Here is a 22,046-nt window from a genome sequence, read left to right as displayed (position 1 = left end):
GCAACCGCGAACACTCGACAAGTCGCTGTGCGTAACCAGGTTGACACGGGGAGCGGCCTCGTGATGAGAATTTATCGCTCACGGGGGGCCTCGCAGGCCGGTGAGTGTGGATGGACCCTGCGGTCACCGGGGCTGGGTGGTTGCACCTCGTCCGGGAATTCGGTGGGCCATCACGCGATGTGATTGCTGAGTCCCTTGAGATCCCGAAGTCTCCGCCACTTTCCCTATCCGTAGCCAATCGTCGGCTGATCGGAATTCGTCTGGCCCTGCCCCCCGAGCCTGTACGTCACTTCCCGGCATTCAACGACCCCTCGGACGCACGCTCCGTCCCAGGTGTCCACCCGCACCTTCTCCTCCAAAGGAAACAGCCTATGAACAGCATCGTCAGGGGCAGCCGCCGTCTTCGTGCCGCCGCCGTCGCCGGAGCACTTGCTGTCACCACTCTGTCCTTCGCCGGCACCGCCATGGCTGAGGGCAACCCCACGATCATGGTCGGCTCAAACGGCGACGACACCATCATGTTGCCTGACGCGTGTGCCGACCACACGGACCAGTTCCGGTTCCGCTTCTACTACCACGCCGGATACCAGGGGGCCTGGATCAACGTCGGGCACCCTATTGCCGACATGACGTCCATCCCCATCGGCGGCGGAAACTCATACCCCGCACTCACCTTCTGCTCGAACGGTGACGGCGGCGGTCAGCGTGTGGCCAACAACTCGGCCTCCGCCTACAACTGGTTCGACCACTACGGCGCCACGGTGTACTACAGCAAGAACTTCTCCGGTGGCTTCGACCGGATCCTCCCTAACAGCGGGATGAATCTGGACGCCACCAAGAACAACAACCGGTCAATTAATTTCTACTCCTATTAGGAGCAACTCGGTTCGGCGCGCCAGCACTCGCCACCGGCGCGCCGAAACCACCGGTCCTTCTCCCCTTTTGACGCAAGCGAGGAACAACAGGATGCGAAGCGGCCACCGAGAGGCCGGTGCGGTCCACCGAAAGGCCGGTGCAATGGGAATCGCTCTCACCGCGGCCGTCCTCACCGTCGCGGGCTGCGCTCACGGGAAGACCGGCGCGACCGCGGGCCCGGCAGCTGGCGCCGTATCCCCCTCCGTCTCGGTCGCCAGTACTCCGGGCAGCGACCCGTCGACCTGGACGCTTCCCTTGCTGGCGTACCAGCCCACGCCGGAACAGGACGGGATGATCGGGAAGGCCGAACTCAAGCTGGTGCGGGGCTGCGTGAGCAGTTTCGGCGTCCAGTGGCAGCCCGGTCCGGACCTGCCGCCCCTCGGGCCGAAAAACCTGCTCGACCGGCGCTACGGCATCCACGATCTCCAGCTCGCCGAGCGACGCGGCTACCAGCTGGACGCCGCGATGCAGAGCCGGTACGACGCCGCCATGAAGGCCCAGTCGGCCATGCCGCCACCCTCGGCCGACACCGAGGTCCTGCTCGGCGGCACCGACATCCCCCCGGAACTGCTGGCCCAGGCCGGGCCCGAAGCGAGAAGCGGCATGGTGGCGGGCAAGCAGATACCGCCGGGCGGCTGCTTCGGCCAGGCCCGCCGAACTCTTGGCAGCGCGACCCACGGCGTCTCGCAGCTCGTCCAGCAGCTGACCCATCAGTCCTACACCGAGTCGGGCCAGGACCCGCAGGTGCAGGCAGTGTTCGCGCAGTGGTCCGCCTGTATGCGCGAAAAGGGCTTCGACTACAAGGCGCCGATGGACGCAAACGACGATCCCCGCTTCGAGCCGAGTGCAAAGGGCGTGCCGAAGCTCGAAATTGCCACGGCCACGGCCGATGTCACCTGCCGGAACATCCACAAGGTCGCGGAGATCTGGCATGACTCCGAAGCACGGATCCAGAGTCGTGAGATCGAGCAGAACCAGGACGCCCTCACCGCGGACCGCCGCAGCCTGGATGCCGTCCTCAACAGGGCAGCCGCCATCGTTGCCCAACCCTGATCCTCCATCCTTCTCGCCGTCACCATCGATGCCCTGCACCCGGCCCCGTCCGCCGAACGCGTCGCCCGCCGCGTGACCTCAACGACCATCCGCACGCCCACGAACGCCTTCCGCACGTCCGAGCCCCTCGCCTCCCCCTCGCCCCCCGACGCCAGAGCCGCGCCCAGCAGCCGGTTGGACACCTTGGTTGTCACCGATCCCGAGGCGATCGTGCGGACTCTGCGACACGCCGTCGGCGACGACGGTTCCACTACGCCCTCGCCTTACCCGAGCAGCAGTAGCGGCGTGGGCTGGTCCGGGCGTGCCGATAGCTGTCCGGGGCGTGCGAGCAGGTGGACGCTCACCCCGACGGGTGGCGGGCGGACGGTTCGGGTTCTTCGTAGGCCGGACGGCGGCAGCATCAGCGGTGCGGCGACCACGCCGGGGAGGGGATCCGCCCATGCTTGCGAGTCCACTGGCGTCCTTGCCGGCCGTGCTGGAGCCGCTGAGTGTGTTCACCGCGCCGAGCTTTCGCGACCTTCACCGCGATGATGACCGGGCTGGTCGCGCAGGCCGGGCCCAGCACGGGGATTGGGATGATGACCGGCCTGGCCCGCGCCCTGCTCGGAGTCGGGCAGGCCTGTAGTTGAATTGAGAACGTGGCAGGCCACACCGTCCTGTTCGGCATGTACCGCTACTCGATCACCGTCGTCTGGTACGTGTTGCACGGCCACCATCCGAACGACGCGGCTGACCGCCACGAGCAGGCTCCTTGGTACACCACCAAGGCCGACCCGGCCTTCGCCGACATGCTCGCCAAGCTCCGCCGCGTGATCATCGCCACCCGATTTCTTCCCGCTGCCGCCAACAGGCCGACTCACGCCGAAATCCGAGCGGTCCAGTGAGCCTGGGCCCAGGCAGGGCTCACCCATGCAGCATGATCGCATCAGGCTCGCCGTAACCGTGAGACTCGAAGAGCCCGGTGCCCCCTGGATTCGTCCAGGGGGCACCGGGCCCTTCTGTGCCGAGCGCGGCGGAGCTCAGTGGTGCCCGGGCTTGCCCGGCTTGCCGGGGCCGGTGCCGCCGATCATGCCCGGCGGCAGCGAGAAGCCGCCGCCGATGGTGCCGCCGCCCGGGGGCGGGTTCGGCACCGAGGGTGCCGACGGGGCTGCCGGCGGCGCCGTGGTGATCAGGCCGGCGTTGGTGGCCGGCGGGTTGCCGCCAGGGTTCGGGTTGTTCGGGTCACCGGGGTTCGGGTTCTGGCCCGGGTTCTGGTTCTGCGCCGGGTTCGGCGGCGGGGTGTCCGTCGAGGCCGTGGCCGAGGGCGCGTTCGGGACGAGGGTGAACTGGTTGATCGGGGTACCCGCGACCGCCTGGTTCATCGCCTGCTGCCAGATCGGGCCGGGGCCGTTGGCGCCGTATACACCGTCGGTGTCGTAGAAGTGCTTGCCGCCGATGGTGATGTTCCGGTCCATCGGGATGCTGCTGTCCGGGCCGCCGAGCCAGGTCACGTCGACCAGGTCGGGGGTGTAGCCGTCGAACCACGCGGCCATCCGACTGTCGGTGGTACCGGTCTTGCCGGCGATCGGGCGGTTGTCGCTCAGGTTCAGCGCGGCACCGGTGCCGGACTTCTCGGTCACACCCTTGAGCAGCGTGTTGACGCTGTCAGCGGTGTTCTGCTGCATCGCCTGCTGGCAGTTGGCCTGCGGGACCGGCAGCTGCTTGCCGTCGATGCCGGTGACCGACTTGATCGCGATCGGGTCGCAGTGCACGCCGCGCGAGGCGAAGGTGGCGTAGACGCCGGCCATGTCGAGCGGGCTCACCGTCTCGACACCCAGGGCCATGGCCGGCACCTCGTCGAGCGGGGCGCCGCTGGCCTTGGTCTTGATCCCCAGCTTGTTGGCCATCTGCTTGACCGCGCACAGACCGGTGTCCGCCTCCAGCGAGACGAAGTAGGTGTTGATCGAGCGCGCCATCGCCTCGGGCATCATGAACGGCCCGGACTCGCTCGGGCTGTCGTTGCTGACGGGCTCGCCCTTGGTGTTCTTCCAGGTCCCGGCGCAGGTGCTCATCTGCGGGTACGGCATCTTGGCCGGCGACGGGTAGGACTGGCTCAGCTGGGTGCCGCCGTCGATGGCCGCGGCCGCGACGATCGCCTTGAAGGTCGAGCCCGGCTGGAAGCCGTTGCCGCCGCCCATCGCCGTGCCGACGTTGAGGTTGACCACCGTCTGGTGCTTGGTGGCGTCAAGGCCGTAGGGCCTGCTCTGGGCCATCGCGAGGATCTCACCGGTCCCCGGTTTGATCATGGTGCTCGCCGCCGCGACCGGGTCGCTCGCGTAGACCTGCGAGGTCACGGCGCTGTTGGCCGCGGCCTGCTTGTCCGGGTCGAGGGTGGTGTAGATCTTCAGGCCGCCCTGGGTCCACAGCTTGGTGCGGTCGGCCGCGGAGGAGCCGAAGGCCGGGTTGCTCTCCACCACGCGCTTCACGTAGTCGCAGAAGAAGCCCTCGCCGTTGCCGGCCGTGATGCAGCCGTTCTGCGGGTCCTGGTAGTGGAGGTCCGAGCTGAGCTGGGTGGCCTTGGCCTCCTTGGCCTGCTCCGGCGTGATGTGCTTGTACTCGAGCATCTTGTCGATGACCGTGTCACGACGGTTCTGCGCGGCCTTGGGGTGCAGCAGCGGGTCGTAGGCCGTCGGGTTCTGCACCATGCCGGCCAGCGTCGCGGCCTCGGCGACGGTGAGGTCCTTGTCCGACTTGCCGAAGTACCGCTGGGCGGCCGCCTCGATGCCGTACGCCTGGTGGTTGAAGAAGGTGATGTTCAGGTAGTTGGTGAGGATCTGGTCCTTGGTCAGGTCCTTCTCCAACTGGATGGCGTACTTCAGCTCCTTGATCTTGCGGCCCAGGCTCTTCTCGGTCGCCGCCTTGAAGGCGACCGGGTCGTCGCCGGCCTCCTCGATGAAGACGTTCTTCACGTACTGCTGGGTCAGCGTCGAGGCACCCTCGGAAGCGCCGTCCGAGGAGGCGTTCTTGCCGATCGCGCGCGCGATGCCCTTGGGGTCGACCGCACCGTGCTGGTAGAACCGCGCGTCCTCGATGTCGACCTGCGCCTCGCGGGAGAGCGGCGACATCTGATCCTGCGTCAGTATCGTGCGGTCGCGCGCGTAGACCTTGGCGATCTGGTTGCCCTTGGCGTCGTAGATGTACGACGCCTGGTCCAGGGTCGGGGTCTTGAAGTCGTCCGGAATGTTGTTGAAGTTCTGGACGCCGTTCTTGGCCCCCAGGCCGATAGCGCCCACAGCGGGCAGTGCGAGTCCGGCCAGGACGACGCCGGCCAGGACGCTGACGCCCAGGAACTTGACGCCGTGTCCGGCCAACTCCAGGGGGGAGGTGCGCCGTCGGCGGGGGCGCTGGGTAGCTGATGAGCGCTTTGGTGCCATAGGGAGGACTCTACGTTGCCAAATCCAGGGCAAGAGGGCAGGTGTTCGCCTACGCTTGTCACAAGCTTGCGACAGCTTCGCTCTGTGAAACCCGGACACTCCTGTGAGTGTTTAGAGTTGTCCCATTTGACGGGTTATGAGGCGACTGGTGCGGCCCTCCGCCCTCCGTGTGAGGGCGTGTCCCGCGGGGCGCTGTGGCGCTCTGTGACGAAAGTGGCGTCAAAGTGGACGATCGGGACGGGTGCAAGCCTTACGACCTGCGATCACTCCAACGAGTGATCTGACCGGCACCCATAGTCCAATCGGGTCATTCGAGATTGGACCCCAAGGGGCTGTTGCGCTCCGCCAATCTTCCGTAACGTCCTCAACTGGCTGCGGTGAGTATGCCGTTGCCGCCGTGGGGGAGCCTCGATTCGGGAGAGGACGGCGCCGGGATGGGCTGGGTAGACGACTGGAGTGCGCAGGCTGCCTGCCGCACGAGTGATCCGGATGAACTGTTCGTTCAGGGGGCGGCGCAGAACCGGGCGAAGGCGGTGTGCAGCGGGTGTCCGGTGCGCACCGAGTGCCTGGCGGACGCGTTGGACAACCGGGTGGAGTTCGGCGTCTGGGGCGGGATGACCGAGCGGGAGCGCAGGGCGCTGCTGCGCCGCCGCCCGACGGTGATCTCCTGGCGCCGCCTGCTGGAGACCGCGCGCACGGAGTACGAGGAGTCGCTCGCCACCGGCGTGATCCTCTCGGACTACGCGCAGGCCGGCTGACCGGGCGGCCCCGACATCACGGGGTCGCCCTGTCGCACCGGTCCTTCGACTACGACCGGTCCGACCCCGTCGGATCGCCCGCGAGTTGACGCCCGATCAGGCGCAGCCCATGGAGGTCGTGCACATCCCCCGCCAGTGCCGGCACCTCCACCATGGGAACATCGGGATAGACCGAGACGAACCGGTCCCTGGTCCGCCGCTCACGGCCCATCACCTCGACCCGCTCCGCGTGCAGCCGCAGCAGCCCGGCGGCCAGCGCCTCCGCGTCGGCCTGCCCCGGCTCGTGCTCCCCGCCGTTCTCCTCCAGGGCCTGCGCCGCCGCCTGTGCGCGCTCCGCGGTGAGCTGCGGGGCGCCGGTGGCGTGCACCCGGTTGAGCACCAGGCCGGCCAGCGGCATCTGGTCGGCCGCCAGCCGGTCCACGAAGTACGCGGCCTCGCGCAGCGCGTCCCGCTCCGGCGCGGCGACCACCAGGAAGGCCGTGCCCTGCGCCTTGAGCAGCTGGTAGGTGCTCTCCGCCCGTTCCCGGAAGCCGCCGAACATCGAGTCCATGGCGGCCACGAAGGTCTGCAGGTCGGTCAGCAGCTGGGCGCCGAAGATCTTGCCCAGGGTGCCGGTGAGCAGGCCCATCCCGACGTTGAGGAACTTCATCGCGCTGCGCCCGCCGACCTTCGCGGGGGTCATCAGCACCCGGATGATCTTGCCGTCCAGGAAGGAGCCGAGCCGCCCCGGCGCGTCCAGGAAGTCCAGCGCCGAGCGTGAGGGCGGCGTGTCCACCACGATCAGGTCCCACTCCCCGGTGGCCTGGAGCTGACCGAGCTTCTCCATCGCCATGTACTCCTGGGTGCCCGCGAAGCCGGCCGAGAGCGACTGGTAGAAGGGGTTCTCCAGGATCGCCCGCGCCCGCTCGGGGTCGGCATGGGCGAGCACGACCTCGTCGAAGGTCCGCTTCATGTCCAGCATCATGGCGTGCAGTTCGCCGGGGCCGGTCGCGGTGGCCACGCCCTTCACCGGGCGCGGGGTGTTGTCCAGCTCGGTCAGGCCCATCGACTGGGCCAGCCGGCGCGCCGGGTCGATGGTCAGCACCACGGTCCGCCGGCCGCGCTCGGCGGCGCGCAGGCCGATCGCGGCGGCGGTGGTGGTCTTGCCCACGCCGCCCGAGCCGCAGCAGACGATGATCCGGGTGCCCGGGTTGTCGATCAGCCGGTCGACGTCGAGGGTGCCGCCGGCACCCTGGCCGCCGCCGCTGCCGGTCGTGCTGGAGCTCATGCCGCGCCCTGCCCCTTCAACTCGCCGGCCAGCCGGTACAGCCCGCCCAGGTCCACGCCGCCGCTGAGCAGCGGAAGCTCGTACGTCGGCAGCGCCAGCGCGCGCAGGTCGGCCCGCTGTTCGCGCTCCAGTGTCACCCGTTCGGCGTGCTCGCGGGCCTGGGCGAGCAGCGGGTCGAGCAGCGGCTCCACCGCCGCCCGCCGGGTCTGCGCGCTGCGCGACCGGCCGCCGAGGCCGGCCTCCACCAGCGCGAGGGCCACCTCCTCGCGGTGGTCGCCGTGCGCCGCGGCCACGGCCGCCGCGTCCAGCACCGGCGGGCGCACCATGTTGACCAGCACCCCGCCCACCGGCAGCCCGGCCTCGCGCAGCTCGGTGAAGCCGTCCACGGTCTCCTGCACCGGCATCTCCTCCAGCAGGGTGACCAGGTGCACCGCGGTCTGCGGCGACTTCAACACGCCCATCACCGCCTGGGCCTGACTGTGTATCGGACCGAAACGGGCGAGCCCGGCGACCTCGGAGTTGACGTTCAGGAACCGGGTGAGCCGGCCGGTGGGCGGGGCGTCCATCACCACCGCGTCGTACACCGGGCGCCCGTCCGGCCCCTTGCGCCGGGCCGCCTCGCAGGCCTTGCCGGTCAGCAGCACGTCGCGCACGCCCGGGGCGATGGTGGTGGCGAAGTCGACGAAGCCGACCTTCTGCAGCGCCTTCCCGGCCCGGCCGAGCTTGTAGAACATGTCGAGGTACTCGAGCAGCGCCTGCTCGGGATCGATGGCCAGCGCGAACACCTCGCCGGTGCCGTGCCCGGCCCGGCCCAGCCTGGCCGGGGAGACGGCGGCGATCTTGCGCTCCTCGTAGGGCAGCGCGGAGCTGCCGAACAGCTCGGCGATGCCCTGACGGCCCTCCACCTCGATCAGCAGGGTCCGCCGCCCCTCGGCGGCCAGCGCGAGCGCGAGTGCGGCCGCCACGGTGGTCTTGCCGGTGCCGCCCTTCCCGCTGACCACGTGCAGCCGCACGCCCTCCCAGTCGGGGCCGCCGGTCACCTCGGCGGGCTGCGCGGCGTCGGCCGGCTGCTGGGCCTGGCTCGGCTCCTGGCTCCTCGGCACGCTCCGTCTCCCTCCACTGGGCCTCCTCGCGAGCGTAACCAGCGCCCGCGCCCGATGCCGGGACCATCCGGGTGCCGAGCGCCCTCACGGCCCGCATTGTGTCCCACCTCACATCGGACGGCGCCGTGCGCGGACGGTCTAGAGTCAGCCCCATGACCAAGTGGGAATACGTAACGGTGCCGCTGCTCGTGCACGCGACCAAGCAGATCCTGGACACCTGGGGCGAGGACGGCTGGGAGCTGGTCCAGGTCGTGCCCGGGCCGAACCCCGAGCAGCTGGTGGCCTACCTCAAGCGGGAGAAGAACTGATGGGCACGGTCGAGAGCCGGCTGGCCGAACTCGGCCTGACCCTCCCGGAGGTGGCCGCCCCGGTGGCCGCGTACGTCCCGGCGGTGCGCTCGGGCGACCACGTGCTGACCTCCGGCCAGCTGCCGATGGTGCGGGGCAAGCTGGAGCACACTGGCAAGGTCGGTGCCGAGGTGACCGCCGAGCAGGCCAAGGAGCTGGCGGCGATCTGCGCGCTCAACGCGCTGGCCGCCGTGAAGTCGGTGATCGGCGACCTGGACAAGATCGAGCAGGTGGTCAAGGTGGTCGGCTTCGTGGCCTCCGCCCCCGACTTCACCGGCCAGCCCGGCGTGATCAACGGCGCCAGTGAGCTGCTCGGCCAGGTGCTCGGCGCGGCCGGCGTCCACGCGCGCAGCGCGGTGGGCGTCGCGGTGCTGCCGCTGGACGCGCCGGTCGAGGTCGAGATCCAGGTCCGGGTCCGGGCCTGACCTGCTGGCCGACACCCGGGGCCGCGGCGGGCGGGCCTTCTCAGCGCCGGGCCCGGATGCATAGCATCCGGGCATGGCAGCGAATCTCTCCGGCCCGCCCGCGGCCGCTCCCCCCATGCCGCCCGGCTGGCCCGCCCGGATCCGGGCGCTGGCGGCCGGTCGGCTGACCCCGGTGGTCCCCAAGCCGGCCGCCACCGTGGTGCTGCTGCGCGACGGCGAAGGCACCGAGGGGCCGCAGGCCTACCTGCTGCGCCGCCGCACCTCGATGGCCTTCGCCGCCGGGATGTACGCCTACCCGGGCGGCGGGGTGGACCCGCGCGACGCCGAGCAGGCGCCGGCCTGGGCCGGACCCGGCCCGCAGGAGTGGGCCGCGCGGCTCGGGGTCGACCGGGCCACCGCCCAGGCGGTGGTCTGCGCGGCGGTCCGCGAGACCTTCGAGGAGGTCGGCGTGCTGCTGGCCGGGCCCGACGCGCACACCATGGCACCCGAGCGCGACTGGAGCGCCGAGCGGGCCGCACTGGAGGCGCACGAGATCTCCTTCGCCGAGTTCTGCCGCGAGCACGCGCTGGTGCTGCGCAGCGACCTGCTGGGCGGCTGGGCCCGCTGGATCACCCCGGCCTTCGAGGAACGGCGCTACGACACCTGGTTCTTCGTGGCCGCGCTGCCGTCCGGTCAGCGCGCCGCGCGCGAGGTCGGCGAGGCGGACCGGGTGGCCTGGCTGAGCCCCACCGAAGCCGTCCGGGGCCACGCCGAGGGCCGCTACGGGATGCTCCCGCCGACCGTCTCGGTCCTGCGCGAGCTGCAGCCGTACGGCACCGCGGCCCAGGCGCTGGCGGCGGCCGGCCGCCGGACCCTGGCCCCGGTGCTGGGCCAGGCCGAGGTGATGGGTGATCGTATGACCGTTCGGTGGTCGGGGTATGAAGAGCTGACCATCGATGGCGACTACCCCGAGGAAGGACCCCCAGCCGATGATCCACAATGACGTGGCTCGCCTGCTCGCCGACCGGCACTCCGCCCCGAGCACCACGGCCCTGCGGCCGCTGAACCGCCCGCTGGCCTGCGAGGGCCCCAGGCCACCGGCCGATCTCCGCCAGCGCGCGCTGGTCCGCGCCCTGCCGGCGCGGGGGCTGCCGCCGCGGGTGCTGCTGACACCGGCACCGGCGCCCGCCGCCGGGAGCGAGCGGCTGCCCAGCGGGACCTGACTCCCCCCACTCCTGCGAGGACTCCTCCGTGACCGGTCTGCTCCCTGGTGACCCCGCCGCCACCGTCGGCGGTGCCGCCACCGAGCGCGCGTTCTGCGTGCTCGCCCCCAACCCGTCCCCGATGACCCTGGACGGCACCAACACCTGGCTGCTCGCCGAGCCCGACTCCGAGCTCGCCGTGGTGATCGACCCCGGGCCGCTGGACGAGGGCCACCTGCGCGCGGTGATCGCCGAGGCCGAGCGGCGCGGCAAGCGGATCGCGCTCACCCTGCTCACCCACGGTCACCACGACCACGCCGAGGGAGCTGCCCGGTTCGCCGAGCTGACCGGTACGGCGGTGCGGGCCCTGGACCCGGCGCTGCGCCTGGGCGAGGAGGGGCTGCACGGCGGACAGGTGGTGGAGGTCGGTGGGCTGGAGCTGCGGGTGGTGCCCACCCCCGGCCACACGGCCGACTCGCTCACCTTCCACCTCCCGGCGGACGGGGCGATCCTCACCGGGGACACCGTGCTGGGCCGCGGGACCACGATGGTCGCCCATCCCGACGGGCTGCTCGGCGACTACCTCGACTCGCTGCGCCGGCTGCGGGCGCTGGCCGTGGAGCACGGCGTGCGCACGGTGCTGCCGGGGCACGGGCCGGTGCTGGCCGACGCGCTCGGCACGGTCGAGTACTACCTGGCCCACCGGGCGGCCCGGCTGGCCCAGGTGGAGACGGCGGTGGAGAACGGCTGCCGCACGGCCGAGCAGGTGGTGGCCCGGGTCTACGCCGATGTGGACCGGGCGCTCTGGCCGGCCGCCGAACTCTCCGTCCGGGCCCAGCTGCGCTACCTGGAGGACCACGGGCTGATCTGAGCTGCCCGCGACGCACGCGCGCCGCCCGATCCAGGCGGATCGGACGGCGCGAGCGGCGGTGTCAGTGAAAGCGGCAGGGTCAGCGCGAGCGGCGGGAGAGGCGCTCGACGTCCATCAGGACCACCGCGCGGGCCTCCAGCTTGAGCCAGCCGCGCCCGGCGAAGTCGGCCAGCGCCTTGTTCACGGTCTCCCGGGAGGCACCGACCAGCTGGGCCAGCTCCTCCTGGGTCAGGTCGTGGGCGACGTGGATGCCCTCCTCGGACTGCACGCCGAAGCGGCGCGAGAGGTCGAGCAGCGCCTTGGCCACCCGGCCCGGCACGTCCGAGAAGACCAGGTCGCTCATCACGTCGTTGGTCCGCCGCAGTCGGCGGGCGATCGCGCGCAGCAGCGCGATGGAGACCTCGGGGCGCGCGTGCAGCCAGGGCTGCAGGTCACCGTGGCCCAGGCCCAGCAGCTTGACCTCGGTCAGCGCGCTCGCGGTGGCGGTGCGCGGGCCCGGGTCGAAGAGCGAGAGCTCGCCGATCATCTCGCTGGGGCCGAGCACCGCGAGCATGTTCTCGCGGCCGTCCGGCGACGCCCGGTGCAGCTTCACCTTGCCCTCGGCGACCACGTAGAGCCGGTCGCCGGGGTCGCCCTCGTGGAAGAGCGACTCGCCACGGGCGAGGGTCACCTCGGTCATGGAAGCGCGCAGCTCGCCGGCCTGTTCGTCGTCGAGCGCCGCGAAGAGCGCTGCGCGCCGCAGAACATCGTCCACGTGCTTCCTCCTTGTCAGCCGCCCGCGGTGGGCCCACGGACGGCTCGCGTGCTGGTGCTCCTCCATACGTCGGCGATGGAGAAACAGTGGTCTTCATCACCAAGCATGACGTATGTCGCTCCGATCATATGAGGAGGGGGGCGTTGCCGAGTCCGGTACAGGGCCATCCGTACGCATTGGTTACCGATCGGTCACAGCCGGACGACGTGGCACCGGGCAAAGGGCCGCGGGAGCTGGGCCAACCGGCGTAGCCTGCGTGCATGGCAGAGAGCAAGGTCCGCAAGGCTGTGGCCGCGCCGGCGGGGAAGCCGAAGAAGCCCGAATCGCACCTGGCGATGGTGCGCCGCGCTCGGAAGATCAACCGGGCCCTGGCCGAGCTGTACCCCTACGCGCACCCGGAGCTCGACTTCGAGTCGCCCTTCGAGCTGCTGGTGGCCACCGTGCTGTCGGCGCAGACCACCGACCTGCGGGTGAACCAGACCACGCCGGTGCTCTTCGCGACGTACCCCGACCCCGCGGCCATGGCGGCGGCGGTGCCGGAGGAGCTCGAGGAGATCATCCGCCCGACCGGCTTCTTCCGGAACAAGGCCAAGTCGCTGATCGGGCTCTCCATCGCGCTGCGCGACGAGTTCGGCGGCGAGGTACCGCGGACGCTGGAGCAGATGGTCACCCTGCCGGGCGTCGGCCGCAAGACCGCCAACGTGGTGCTGGGCAACGCCTACGGCGTGCCGGGCATCACCGTGGACACCCACTTCGGGCGGCTCGCCCGGCGGTTCGGCTGGACCACCGAGGAGGACCCGGTGGCGGTCGAGGCGGCCGTCGCGGAGATCTTCCCGAAGTCGGAGTGGACGATGCTCTCGCACCGGGTGGTCTTCCACGGGCGGCGGATCTGCCACTCCCGCAAGCCGGCCTGCGGGGCCTGCCCGATCGCCGCGCTCTGCCCCTCCTACGGGGTGGGCGAGACCGATCCCGAGAAGGCGGCGGGCCTGCTGAAGTACGAGCTGGGCGGGCAGCCGGGTCAAAGGTTGCGCCCGCCGGCCGGCTACCCCGGTGCGCCGGCGCCGAGCGCGCCCGCAGCGGCCGTGACCTCGGCCACCGGCGGTGGTGCCGGCGGTGGTGCCGGCGACGGTGGGGTGACCGCGTGACGAGCAGCGCGCCGACGGCGATCGTCCGCGACGGACTGCCCGACTGGCTGCTGCCGGTCCGCACGGCGGCCGAGACGGTCAGGCCCGAGCAGCTCAGCCGGTTCCTGCCGCCCGCCGAGGGCGGCCGGCACTCGGCGGTGCTGCTGCTCTTCGGTGAGGGCGAGCGGGGCCCCGACCTGCTGCTGACCCAGCGCTCCCAGGCGCTGCGCGCGCACGCCGGCCAGGTCTCCTTCCCCGGTGGCGCACTCGACGAGGCGGACGGCGACCCCGAGGGCTCGGGCCCGGTGGCCGCCGCGCTGCGCGAGGCGTGGGAGGAGACCGGGTTGGACCCGAGCGGGGTGCAGGTCTTCGCGACGCTGCCCGCCCTCTACATCCCGGTCAGCGACTTCGTGGTGACCCCGGTGCTCGGCTGGTGGCACCGGGAGAGCCCGGTTGCTCCGGTGGACCCGGGGGAGACGGGTGCGGTCTTCCGGGTTCCGCTCGCCGACCTCGCCGACCCGGCCAACCGGGGCCGCTACCGGCACCCCTCGGGGTTCACCGGCCCGGCCTTCGCGGTGGCCGGGCACGTGGTGTGGGGTTTCACGGCCGGGGTGATCGATCGGGTGCTGCACCACAGCGGACTGGAGCTGCCCTGGGACAGCTCGCGTCTGATCACCATGCCGTGAGGCTGGTGGCCGGGCCCGCTGCCGTGCGGTCCGGCATCCATGGGAGGGTGTCGAGATGAACGTGCTCGATCTGCTGCTGGTCGCCGCCGCGGTCGGCTTCGCCGTGTCCGGGTACCGGCAGGGCTTCGTGGTGGGCATCCTCTCGGTCCTGGGCTTCCTCGGCGGCGGGCTGATCGCGGTGCAGTTGCTTCCCTTGGTGCTCAGCCACCTGAGCCCCGGCACCACTGCCTCGGTGGTCGCCGTGGTGGTGGTGATCGTCTTCGCGGCGGTCGGCCAGGCGGCCACCACCCACCTGGGCTGGAAGCTGCGCGGGCGGATCGGGGAGCGCGGGCCGGCCAAGGTGCTCGACGCACTCGGCGGCTCGGTGGTGAACGTGCTGTCGATGCTGCTGGTGGCCTGGCTGATCGGCTCGGCGCTGGCGGGCACCTCGATGCCCAACGTCTCCAAGCAGGTCCGCAGTTCCAAGGTGCTCGGCAGCGTCCAGGAGGCCCTGCCCGACGACGCGCCGAACTGGTTCTCCGACTTCAGCAAGGTGCTGTCGCAGAACGGGTTCCCGCAGGTCTTCAACCCCTTCGAGCACGAGCCGATCACCGATGTGCAGCCGCCGGACCCGGCGCTGGCCGGCAGCCCCGCACTGGCACGGGCCCGGCAGAGCCTGGTCAAGGTGGTGGGCACCGCCACCTCCTGCGGCAAGACCCTGGAGGGCAGCGGCTTCGTCTTCGCCCCGCACCGGGTGATGACCAACGCGCACGTGGTGGGCGGCGTCGACGAGCCGACCGTGCAGATCGGCGGCACCGGCCAGCTCTACGACGCCACCGTGGTCCGCTACGACTGGCAGCGCGACATCGCGATCCTCGAGGTGCCCAAGCTCAACGCCCCGCCGCTCGCCTTCGCCAACGACGCGAAGACCAACGACAGCGCGATCGTGGCCGGCTTCCCCGAGAACGGCCCGTTCGACGTGCAGCCGGCCCGCGTCCGGGGCCGGATCCAGGCGAACGGCCCGGACATCTACCACCGCGGTTCGGTGGTCCGGGACGTCTACTCGATCCGCGCGCTGGTGCGGCAGGGCAACAGCGGCGGACCGCTGCTCACCCCGGACGGCGAGGTCTACGGGGTGGTCTTCGCCAAGTCGCTGGACAGCGCCGACACCGGCTACGTCCTGACCGCCTCCGAGGTGAAGCCGGACGCCACGGCCGGCCTCACCGACAACACCGAGGCGGACACCCAGGGCTGCGCGCTCTGAGGCGACCCGCTCGCTCGAACCTCCTCTGACGCAGCGTCGGGATCCGTCGGTGCGTCAGTTCCTCCTGATAGCGTCGGCCGCGCTCACCCGTTCGGCTCAACTTGGCTGGTGCGGGGCCAGTCCGGCGGGAGCCGGCGACATGAAGGAGTTTCGGCCATGATGGGTCACTCGCACGCGGTCAGCGGTGCGATGGTGTACGCGGCCTGCGTGCCATTCCTGCCACCGCTGTTGCTGCACACCCATCTGAAGCCGGCCGACATCCTGCTCGGCACCGTGCTCTGCGCGGGCGCGGCCCTGCTGCCCGACCTGGACCACCACGACGGGACGATCGCCAACTTCCTCGGCCCGTTCTCCAAGCTGCTCTGCCGGTTCGTGGCCTGGATCTCGGGCGGGCACCGGCACGCCACCCACTCGCTGCTCTTCGTGGCGCTGATGGGTGCCGGGACCTGGGCCGGGGTCACCTACCTGGGCCGCCCGTTCACCCTGGGGCTCACGTTCTTCCTGCTGGCCCTGGCGGTCAAGGCGCTGCGGATCCACGTGCCGGGCGAGGGGCACACGACCTGGCTGAGCGTCATCGGCCTGTCGGTGCTCGGCACCGCCGCGATGGACAAGTGGATGCCGAGCGCGCCGGGCTGGCTGCCGTACGCGGTCGCCCTCGGCACGCTCGCCCACCTGCTGGGCGACAGCCTCACCAAGATGGGCGCGCCGTGGCTGTGGCCGCACAAGCAGCGCTACGAGATCGTGCTGATCAAGCGCAGCGGCAACGACATGGAGACCAAGGTCCTGGTCCCGATCATGACGGTCGCGACCTTCGCCCTGCTCTGGTTCACGGCACTGGAGCCGACCGTCCTCGGCTGAACCGCCGCCCGGGCCCGGGCCGACACCCGGGTCCGGTCCGCGGGCTCAGGCCTCGCGACGCAGGCGGGCGCCGACCCAGCGCGCGCGCCGGCCGAGGATGCGTGGAATGCCCAGCGGGTGTGGCTCGGTGTCCGGGTGCTCCGACCCGTGCGCCCAGTCGTTCTGGTGCGGGGCGGCGTTCGCGTACGAGGGGTTCTGCGCGCTGCGGTTGACACGTCGTCCGCGAGGTGCGGCGGCGCGATCGGGCATCCAGGTCATGCAGGATGGATGCCCGGACGTCCGTGGAGGTAACCACCTTCCTTTGGACGAACTGGCCTATGCCCGTGTCATAGGAACATTTGGTCACATCGGAGATCGTCAGCGCTTGTGCGCGCTGACCCAGCCGAGGAGCTCGGCACTGACCTCCTGCGGCACCTCCTCGTGCGGGAAGTGGCCCACTCCCGGCAGCAGCCGCCAGCGGTAGGGCGCCGAGACGTACTCGCCGGCGCCGAGCGCGGTGCGGGCGAGCAGCACCGGATCGGCCGCGCCCTGGATGTGCAGGGTCGGCGCGGTCACCGGCTTCTTCATGCGCCGGGCGAACTGGATGCCGTCCGGCCGGGCCATCGAACGGACCAGCCACCGGTACGGTTCGATCGAGCAGTGCGCGGTGCTGGGGATCTGGATGGCCTTGCGGTAGTTCTCGACCGCCTCGGCGTCCAGCTGGTTCGGCCCGGTCCAGGCGGCCAGGAACTCGCCGATCTGCGCCGCGTCGTCGGCCACCAGCCGGCGTTCGGGTATCCAGGGCCGCTGGAACCCCAGCACGTGGTCGTAGGCCGCCATCTGGTGACGGTCCTTGAGCAGCGCCCGGCGCAGGTGCCGGGGGTGGGCGGCGGAGATCACGGTCAGGCTCTGGATCACCGAGGGCCGCATCACGGCGGCGACCCAGGAGAGCGAGCCCCCGGTGTCGTGGCCGACCAGGTGGGCGCTGTGCTCGCCCAGCGAGCGGATCACGCCGGTGATGTCGAGCGCGAGGTTGGTGGGGTCGTAGCCGCGCGGGGTCCGGTCGCTGCCGCCCATGCCGCGCAGGTCCAGGGCGACCGCCCGGAAGCCGGCCCCGGCGAGCGCGGCCATCTGGTGCCGCCAGGTCCACCAGTACTGCGGCCAGCCGTGCACCAGCAGGACCAGCGGGCCCTCGCCCTGCTCGGTGATGTGGAACCGGGCACCGTTCGCGGCCAGATCCCGGTGCGTCCACGGCCCGGCCATGCGGACGTTCCAGCCCGCCACCCGCCCGCCCACGGGCGAGGCGCCGATCAGCGGGTGCCCGCCCGCGCCTGACGCGGTCTCAGGCAGCACCGCCGCGGCGGCACCGGAGGGCGCCGACTGCTCGGAGCCCGCCGGCTCGGTGGGCCCCTCGGGCTCCTCGGGTGTCGAACCCGCGTGCGGTCCGGTGGGGACGGGCGGAACGGGCGTCTGGTCGAGCGGCATACCGAGAGCGTTTCACATCCCGGCCGGGAACACGGCCCCGGCACTCGGATGGGCTAGGGCTTGTCTGACAAGCCCTGGAACTGCCGTGCCCGGACTCAGCGCTCCAGAGCGGCCCGCTCCTCGGGGGTGGCGGGGCGCGGGCGGGCGTTCTTCAGCACGTCGGCGGTCGCCTGCGCGCCCTCGATGGTGCGCCGCGGCGGCTCGATCTTCTTGAACGACCGCCAGGCCAGCAGGCCGAGGATCGCCGCCACCAGCACGTACGCGAATCCGACCACCGCGAACGCGCCGCCCAGCGGCACCCCCCAGTACCGCAGCAGGTAGGCCGCGGCGAAGCTGAACATCGGGATCGAGGCCAGCGCGACCACGCCCGCCACGATGACCGAGACGCTGCCCGCCACACCGCGCTTGACGTCCGCCCGGATCTCGGCCTTGGCGAGCGCGATCTCGTCATGGACCAGGGACGACAGGTCGGCCGTGGCCGCGGCGAACAGCTGCCCGACGGAGCGCTCGCCCTCGTAGGGCGGCCGGGAGCTGCCGGACGGACCTGCGGTTCCTGCGGACATCTGGTCTTCTCCTCTGCTGAGACTCCGGACAGCTCAGAATCATGCCCCTACCGGCCGGTCAGGCACCACTTCGGGCCATCCGTGCCGGACGGTGTGTCACCCGCCCGCAGTCCCGGGCGGCCGGACTCCGCCGTGCGCACGGTGCCATCCCATCATGCTCGGCCCTCGGCCGACCGGTGACCCGGCCAGGTGGGGTCCTCGCGCTGGTAGACGTCCGGGATCCCGTCGCCGTCGCTGTCCAGGTCCTCCTCCTCGCACAGCCGGCGGTAATGCCGGTTGCGCAGCTTGAGCAGGACGGTGGCCACCACCGCGCAGAGCAGCGAACCGAGCAGCACCGCGGCCTTCGCGCGGTCGGCCAGTGCCGGATCGTGCGGGAACGCCAGCTCGCTGATCAGCAGTGAGACGGTGAAGCCGATGCCCGCCAGGGTCGAGACCGCGAACAGGTCGGCCCAGCTGAGCTGGGGATTCAGCTCGGCCCGGGTGAACCTGGCGGCCAGCCAGGTGCCGCCGAAGATGCCGATCGTCTTGCCGACCAGCAGTCCGAGCACGATTCCCAGCGGCATCGCCTGGGTGAAGACGTCCCGGATCGCGCCGCCCGAGATCGTCACACCGGCGGCGAAGAGCGCGAAGACCGGGACGGCCAGGCCCGCCGAGAGCGGCCGGACCAGGTGCTCGATGTGCTCGCCGGGGGACTCCTGCTCGTCGCCCTCCCGGTGGCAGCGCAGGATCAGGCCCATCGCCACGCCGGCCACCGTCGCGTGCACCCCGCTCTCGTGCATCAGGGCCCAGATGACGAAGGCGAGCGGGACGAACAGGTACCAGCCGTGGACGTTGCGCCGGTGCAGGAACCAGAAGAGCACCAGACCGGCCAGGGCCAGGCCGAGCGCCCAGAACTTGATGCCGGAGCTGTAGAAGATCGCGATGATCAGGATCGCGATCAGGTCGTCCACCACGGCCAGGGTCAGCAGGAAGGCCCGTAGCGCGGAGGGCAGGTGGCTGCTGACCACCGCGAGCACGCCCAGGGCGAAGGCGATGTCGGTGGCGGTCGGGATCGCCCAGCCGGCCGGGTGGCCGCCACCGCCGCTGTTGGCCAGGGCGAAGACGATCGCGGGCAGCGCCACCCCGCAGACCGCGGCCACCACCGGCAGTGCCGCGGCACTCGGGGTGCGCAGCTCGCCCGCGACGAACTCGCGCTTGAGCTCGATCCCGGCGACGAAGAAGAAGATGGTGAGCAGGCCGTCCTTGGCCCAGCTCTCCAGCGAGAGATCGAGATGTAGCGGGGTCGAGGGGCCGACGGTGTGGTGCAGCACGCTCTCGTACGCGTGCGGCCAGACGTTGGCCCAGACGAGTGCCACGATCGCGGCGATCAGGAGCAGGACGCCGCCGACGGTCTCGGTCCGCAGCGCCTCGGTCAGGTAGCGGCGCTCGGGCAGCGGGAGCAGGCCGAGGAACTGGCGGCGCTGGGACGGCGGCGGGCTGGCCACGGGGACGACCTCCTGGGCGCGGACGGGCATGCGGATACACCGGTGGTGTGGTGCCGACCAGACTTCCCGGCGCGCCTTGGAGTGCTCTCGCGCATCTTGATGCGATCTTGATGCGCCATCCACAGTCTACTGGGCGCCAAGCCGATATCCGTTTTGTCGCATTTTATGGCCAGATCCGGTGATCCGCTGTCAGGCTCCGAGGTGCCGCAGCACCGCGAGCACCCGCCGGTGGTCGGCCGCCGAGACCGGGAGTTCGAGCTTCTGGAAGATGTTGGCGACGTGCTTCTCCACCGCTCGCTCGGTCACCACCAGTGCCGCCGCGATCGCCGCGTTCGACCGCCCCTGCGCCATCAGTGCGAGCACCTCCCGCTCGCGCGGACTGAGTTCGTCGACGGTGCGGCGACGGGGACCGGCTCCCATCAGCTGGTTGACCACTTCGGGGTCGAGGGCGGTGCCGCCCGCGGCCACCCGCTCCAGCGCATCGACGAAGTCCTGTGCGTCGAGCACCCGTTCCTTCAGCAGGTACCCGATGCCCGCCGATCCGCCGGCCAGCAGCCGGGTGGCGTACTGCGTCTCCACGTACTGGGAGAAGATCAGCACCGCCAGGGTGGGGTCGGCCGCCCGGAGTTCGACGACGGCGCGCAGGCCCTCGTCGGTGTGGGTCGGCGGCATCCGGATGTCGGAGATCACCAGATCCGGCCGGTGGTCGAGCACCGCGGCCCGCAGCTGCTCGGCGTCCGGAACCGCCGCCGCGACCGTGTGCCCTTCCTCTTCCAGGAGTTGGACCAGTCCGGCGCGAAGGATCGCGGTGTCCTCGGCCACTACCACCCGCATCGTCAGCCTGCTCTCTGCGCCCGAACCGATATGTTGATCAGTCAGATCGTCCCAGAGCGTGCGGGATCCGCGGCCGGCGTTCCCGGCAGCTGGATCGAGATCACGGTGGGCCCGCCGGCCGGGCTGCTGCTGGTCAGCACCCCGTCGGCCGTCCTGACCCGCTCGGCCAGCCCGCGCAGTCCGCTGCCCGTCCCGTCCAGCCGGACACCGCCCCTGCCGTTGTCGGTCACCCGCAGCCGCAGCCCGCCATCGGCCGAACCGACCGACACCGTCACCGAGGTGGCCCCGCTGTGCTTGCCCGCGTTGGCCAGCAGCTCGGCCGCGGCGAAGTACAGCATCGTCTCGACGGCGGCCGACGGCCGCCGGGGCAGGTCCAGGTGGACCTGGGCGGGGATGGCCGACCGGGCGGCGAGCGTGCTCAGCGCCGGACCGAGCCCGGCGTCCAGCGCGGGTGGATGGATCCCGCTGACCAGTTCGCGCAACTCGGCGATGATCTCCTTGGCCTCCTGCCGCGACTGCCGGAGCAGGGCCTGCGTCTGCTCGGTGTTCCCCAGGGCGAGTTGGCGCTCCGCCCGGCCGAGCCGCATGCCGAGAGCCACCAGCCGGGCCTGGGCGCCGTCGTGCAGGTCGCGCTCGATCCGGCGCAGCGTGGTGGCTGCCTCGATGATCGCGTGCGCCCTGGTCTCGGTGAGCTGGGCCAGGCGCAGGGCGGCGGCACTCGGGCCGAGCAGGCGCGGCATCAGCCAGCGGTCGACGAGCAGCGGCAGGCGGCCGGGCCAGGGGGAGGCGGTCAGCACCAGGGCGCCGAACGCCATGACCAGCAGCGCGCGCGGCCAGGTGTCGGCGTACCAGCCGGCGAACTCCGCGCCGTAGCTGTGCCTGACGCCCGCCGCGTCGGTCCGGTGCAGCGGCTCCACCTTCCAGAGCACGGGGTAGCAGAGGAAGAGGAGGCCGTAGGCCCACCAGAGGAAGCCCAGGGTGAACTGCGCGACGCCGAGCGGGAGGCGGATCAGCAGGTAGAGACAGACCCGCCAGGCGGCCGGATCGCCCAGCTGCTGCCCCAGCAGGCCGGAGAGCCCCGGAGCGCGGGGCGGCAGGGGCGGTGCCGCGATCTCCAGGCGCAGCAGGGCGCGGGCCAGCAGGCGGTGGAGGGCGCCCAGGGCGCGGTCCGCACGCAGGGTCAGGGCCAGGACGGGGAGGAAGAGGAGCCCGGCGGAGAGGATGCCGACGATGGCGGTGACCAGCACCGCGGCCAGCCCGAGGGCGGCCAGCGGCAGGCTGAGGAGCGAGTAGCACCGCTCCCGCCAGGAACGCGCGGTCAGCTGTTCGCGGATGAGAGCCCCCAGTGTCACCCGGTCAGTCTGGCCCATGGTGATCTCGGCGGTCACCCCCGGCGGCGATGCCGGGCCCCGGCGTCGACTTCCGCCGTTCCGGCGGCATCGAGCGAATGCGGCAGGACGTGGCCGAACTTATCGTCAAGTCAACGCGCCGCCCGCTGGGTGGCCGATCTCGACTCCACTCGGAGGCACCCCCATGTCAGTTCAGGAACCGGCTGATCAGGCCGGGCCCACCGCGGCGGTCCCGTCAGGCCGGGCCGCCGTGCCTAATCCAGCAGCGGGAGGTGGTGAGGGCACGCAGAGCGCGCCGCCGCTGTTATCTGCGGGACCTCATCGGGGGGAGCACACCGGGCGCTCGCCCGTGCC

23 protein-coding genes are annotated in these 22,046 nt (G+C 71.4%); 13 read left to right on the top strand and 10 right to left on the bottom strand.

Features of this window, described 5'->3' with window-relative positions; all coding sequences use genetic code 11:
- Positions 1 to 371: 371 nt before the first annotated feature.
- From OG294_RS19045 to OG294_RS19035, 3 genes are all read left to right on the top strand, one after another.
- A complete protein-coding gene (locus OG294_RS19045) occupies positions 372 to 875 on the top strand; it encodes a hypothetical protein (RefSeq protein ID WP_327067705.1) in 504 nt (167 codons plus the stop codon).
- Between the two features lie 142 nt (positions 876 to 1,017).
- Positions 1,018 to 1,968: a hypothetical protein gene (locus OG294_RS19040; RefSeq protein ID WP_327067704.1), complete on the top strand. Its 951-nt coding sequence runs from the start codon at positions 1,018 to 1,020 to the stop codon at positions 1,966 to 1,968.
- Between the two features lie 638 nt (positions 1,969 to 2,606).
- Positions 2,607 to 2,852, top strand: coding sequence for a hypothetical protein (locus tag OG294_RS19035; protein WP_327067703.1), 246 nt, complete (start codon positions 2,607 to 2,609; stop codon positions 2,850 to 2,852).
- Between the two features lie 135 nt (positions 2,853 to 2,987).
- On the opposite strand, the gene OG294_RS19030 is transcribed toward OG294_RS19035, so the two are convergent.
- Positions 2,988 to 5,381, bottom strand: a complete 2,394-nt coding sequence (locus tag OG294_RS19030; RefSeq protein ID WP_327067702.1) for a transglycosylase domain-containing protein — start codon at positions 5,379 to 5,381, stop codon at positions 2,988 to 2,990.
- Between the two features lie 434 nt (positions 5,382 to 5,815).
- On the opposite strand from OG294_RS19030, the gene OG294_RS19025 reads away from it, so the two are divergent.
- Positions 5,816 to 6,139 (top strand): WhiB family transcriptional regulator, encoded by a 324-nt coding sequence (locus OG294_RS19025; protein ID WP_145905440.1) that lies wholly within the window; start codon positions 5,816 to 5,818, stop codon positions 6,137 to 6,139.
- Positions 6,140 to 6,188: 49 nt separating this feature from the next.
- Here the strand turns inward: OG294_RS19025 and OG294_RS19020 are convergent, their stop codons facing one another.
- Both OG294_RS19020 and OG294_RS19015 read right to left on the bottom strand, forming a co-directional pair.
- Positions 6,189 to 7,406, bottom strand: a complete 1,218-nt coding sequence (locus tag OG294_RS19020) for an ArsA family ATPase (RefSeq protein ID WP_327067701.1) — start codon at positions 7,404 to 7,406, stop codon at positions 6,189 to 6,191.
- Positions 7,403 to 8,419, bottom strand: coding sequence for an ArsA-related P-loop ATPase (locus tag OG294_RS19015; RefSeq protein ID WP_327071594.1), 1,017 nt, complete (start codon positions 8,417 to 8,419; stop codon positions 7,403 to 7,405). The genes OG294_RS19020 and OG294_RS19015 overlap by 4 nt, the downstream gene beginning before the upstream one ends.
- Before the next feature lie 242 nt (positions 8,420 to 8,661).
- Between OG294_RS19015 and OG294_RS19010 the strand changes: the two genes are divergently transcribed.
- The 5 genes from OG294_RS19010 to OG294_RS18990 all read left to right on the top strand — a co-directional run bounded on the left by OG294_RS19010 (position 8,662) and on the right by OG294_RS18990 (position 11,333).
- Positions 8,662 to 8,817, top strand: a complete 156-nt coding sequence (locus OG294_RS19010; protein WP_184936686.1) for a DUF4177 domain-containing protein — start codon at positions 8,662 to 8,664, stop codon at positions 8,815 to 8,817.
- Complete coding sequence (locus OG294_RS19005; RefSeq protein ID WP_327067700.1) at positions 8,817 to 9,281, top strand: RidA family protein; 465 nt, start codon at positions 8,817 to 8,819, stop codon at positions 9,279 to 9,281. The genes OG294_RS19010 and OG294_RS19005 overlap by 1 nt, the downstream gene beginning before the upstream one ends.
- 73 nt (positions 9,282 to 9,354) lie before the next feature.
- A complete protein-coding gene (locus OG294_RS19000; RefSeq protein ID WP_327067699.1) occupies positions 9,355 to 10,263 on the top strand; it encodes an NUDIX hydrolase in 909 nt (302 codons plus the stop codon).
- Positions 10,250 to 10,483, top strand: coding sequence for a hypothetical protein (locus OG294_RS18995; protein ID WP_327067698.1), 234 nt, complete (start codon positions 10,250 to 10,252; stop codon positions 10,481 to 10,483). The genes OG294_RS19000 and OG294_RS18995 overlap by 14 nt, the downstream gene beginning before the upstream one ends.
- Positions 10,484 to 10,511: 28 nt before the next feature.
- Positions 10,512 to 11,333, top strand: coding sequence for an MBL fold metallo-hydrolase (locus OG294_RS18990; RefSeq protein WP_327067697.1), 822 nt, complete (start codon positions 10,512 to 10,514; stop codon positions 11,331 to 11,333).
- A 79-nt stretch (positions 11,334 to 11,412) separates the two neighbouring features.
- On the opposite strand, the gene OG294_RS18985 is transcribed toward OG294_RS18990, so the two are convergent.
- Complete coding sequence (locus tag OG294_RS18985) at positions 11,413 to 12,087, bottom strand: Crp/Fnr family transcriptional regulator (RefSeq protein WP_030240972.1); 675 nt, start codon at positions 12,085 to 12,087, stop codon at positions 11,413 to 11,415.
- A gap of 260 nt (positions 12,088 to 12,347) precedes the next feature.
- Here OG294_RS18985 and nth point away from each other — a divergent pair, with 260 nt between their 5' ends.
- The 4 genes from nth to OG294_RS18965 all read left to right on the top strand — a co-directional run bounded on the left by nth (position 12,348) and on the right by OG294_RS18965 (position 15,998).
- On the top strand, positions 12,348 to 13,232 hold the full coding sequence (gene nth, locus OG294_RS18980) for an endonuclease III (RefSeq protein ID WP_327067696.1): 885 nt from the start codon (positions 12,348 to 12,350) through the stop codon (positions 13,230 to 13,232).
- Positions 13,229 to 13,897 (top strand): NUDIX hydrolase, encoded by a 669-nt coding sequence (locus tag OG294_RS18975; RefSeq protein ID WP_327067695.1) that lies wholly within the window; start codon positions 13,229 to 13,231, stop codon positions 13,895 to 13,897. The genes nth and OG294_RS18975 overlap by 4 nt, the downstream gene beginning before the upstream one ends.
- A 55-nt stretch (positions 13,898 to 13,952) precedes the next feature.
- Positions 13,953 to 15,140 carry a MarP family serine protease gene (locus OG294_RS18970; protein ID WP_327067694.1) on the top strand — a complete coding sequence of 396 codons (1,188 nt, stop codon included), beginning with the start codon at positions 13,953 to 13,955 and terminating at the stop codon, positions 15,138 to 15,140.
- A 156-nt stretch (positions 15,141 to 15,296) separates the two neighbouring features.
- Positions 15,297 to 15,998 (top strand): metal-dependent hydrolase, encoded by a 702-nt coding sequence (locus OG294_RS18965; RefSeq protein ID WP_327067693.1) that lies wholly within the window; start codon positions 15,297 to 15,299, stop codon positions 15,996 to 15,998.
- Between the two features lie 45 nt (positions 15,999 to 16,043).
- On the opposite strand, the gene OG294_RS18960 is transcribed toward OG294_RS18965, so the two are convergent.
- From OG294_RS18960 to OG294_RS18935, 6 genes are all read right to left on the bottom strand, one after another.
- Positions 16,044 to 16,256, bottom strand: coding sequence for a hypothetical protein (locus OG294_RS18960; RefSeq protein ID WP_327067692.1), 213 nt, complete (start codon positions 16,254 to 16,256; stop codon positions 16,044 to 16,046).
- Between the two features lie 99 nt (positions 16,257 to 16,355).
- Positions 16,356 to 17,240 (bottom strand): alpha/beta fold hydrolase, encoded by an 885-nt coding sequence (locus OG294_RS18955; RefSeq protein ID WP_327071593.1) that lies wholly within the window; start codon positions 17,238 to 17,240, stop codon positions 16,356 to 16,358.
- A 317-nt stretch (positions 17,241 to 17,557) separates the two neighbouring features.
- Positions 17,558 to 18,025, bottom strand: coding sequence for a phage holin family protein (locus tag OG294_RS18950; protein ID WP_327067691.1), 468 nt, complete (start codon positions 18,023 to 18,025; stop codon positions 17,558 to 17,560).
- Positions 18,026 to 18,177: 152 nt separating this feature from the next.
- Positions 18,178 to 19,539: a Na+/H+ antiporter NhaA gene (nhaA, locus tag OG294_RS18945; RefSeq protein WP_327067690.1), complete on the bottom strand. Its 1,362-nt coding sequence runs from the start codon at positions 19,537 to 19,539 to the stop codon at positions 18,178 to 18,180.
- Between the two features lie 159 nt (positions 19,540 to 19,698).
- Positions 19,699 to 20,343 (bottom strand): response regulator transcription factor, encoded by a 645-nt coding sequence (locus OG294_RS18940; protein ID WP_327067689.1) that lies wholly within the window; start codon positions 20,341 to 20,343, stop codon positions 19,699 to 19,701.
- Between the two features lie 41 nt (positions 20,344 to 20,384).
- The gene (locus OG294_RS18935) at positions 20,385 to 21,695 is read right to left on the bottom strand and encodes a sensor histidine kinase (protein WP_327067688.1); all 1,311 of its coding nucleotides are present in this window, start codon (positions 21,693 to 21,695) and stop codon (positions 20,385 to 20,387) included.
- Positions 21,696 to 22,046 lie beyond the last annotated feature (351 nt).

This window comes from Kitasatospora sp. NBC_01302, assembly GCF_035976515.1.
Lineage (GTDB): Bacteria > Actinomycetota > Actinomycetes > Streptomycetales > Streptomycetaceae > Kitasatospora.
Note: the sequence above shows the minus strand (reverse complement) of the source record. Positions and strands in the feature narration are given on the sequence as shown.

Coding starts and splice junctions, on each gene's coding strand:
- OG294_RS18995 (WP_327067698.1), top strand. CDS start 10,250: ATGATCCACAATGACGTGGCTCGCCTGCTCGCCGACCGGCACTCCGCC.
- nhaA (WP_327067690.1), bottom strand. CDS start 19,539: ATGCCCGTCCGCGCCCAGGAGGTCGTCCCCGTGGCCAGCCCGCCGCCG.
- OG294_RS19030 (WP_327067702.1), bottom strand. CDS start 5,381: ATGGCACCAAAGCGCTCATCAGCTACCCAGCGCCCCCGCCGACGGCGC.
- OG294_RS19045 (WP_327067705.1), top strand. CDS start 372: ATGAACAGCATCGTCAGGGGCAGCCGCCGTCTTCGTGCCGCCGCCGTC.
- OG294_RS19040 (WP_327067704.1), top strand. CDS start 1,018: ATGGGAATCGCTCTCACCGCGGCCGTCCTCACCGTCGCGGGCTGCGCT.
- OG294_RS18960 (WP_327067692.1), bottom strand. CDS start 16,256: ATGACCTGGATGCCCGATCGCGCCGCCGCACCTCGCGGACGACGTGTC.
- nth (WP_327067696.1), top strand. CDS start 12,348: ATGGCAGAGAGCAAGGTCCGCAAGGCTGTGGCCGCGCCGGCGGGGAAG.
- OG294_RS18970 (WP_327067694.1), top strand. CDS start 13,953: ATGAACGTGCTCGATCTGCTGCTGGTCGCCGCCGCGGTCGGCTTCGCC.
- OG294_RS18950 (WP_327067691.1), bottom strand. CDS start 18,025: ATGTCCGCAGGAACCGCAGGTCCGTCCGGCAGCTCCCGGCCGCCCTAC.
- OG294_RS19005 (WP_327067700.1), top strand. CDS start 8,817: ATGGGCACGGTCGAGAGCCGGCTGGCCGAACTCGGCCTGACCCTCCCG.
- OG294_RS18955 (WP_327071593.1), bottom strand. CDS start 17,240: ATGGCCGGGCCGTGGACGCACCGGGATCTGGCCGCGAACGGTGCCCGG.
- OG294_RS19010 (WP_184936686.1), top strand. CDS start 8,662: ATGACCAAGTGGGAATACGTAACGGTGCCGCTGCTCGTGCACGCGACC.
- OG294_RS19025 (WP_145905440.1), top strand. CDS start 5,816: ATGGGCTGGGTAGACGACTGGAGTGCGCAGGCTGCCTGCCGCACGAGT.
- OG294_RS18940 (WP_327067689.1), bottom strand. CDS start 20,343: ATGCGGGTGGTAGTGGCCGAGGACACCGCGATCCTTCGCGCCGGACTG.
- OG294_RS18965 (WP_327067693.1), top strand. CDS start 15,297: ATGATGGGTCACTCGCACGCGGTCAGCGGTGCGATGGTGTACGCGGCC.
- OG294_RS19000 (WP_327067699.1), top strand. CDS start 9,355: ATGGCAGCGAATCTCTCCGGCCCGCCCGCGGCCGCTCCCCCCATGCCG.
- OG294_RS19020 (WP_327067701.1), bottom strand. CDS start 7,406: ATGAGCTCCAGCACGACCGGCAGCGGCGGCGGCCAGGGTGCCGGCGGC.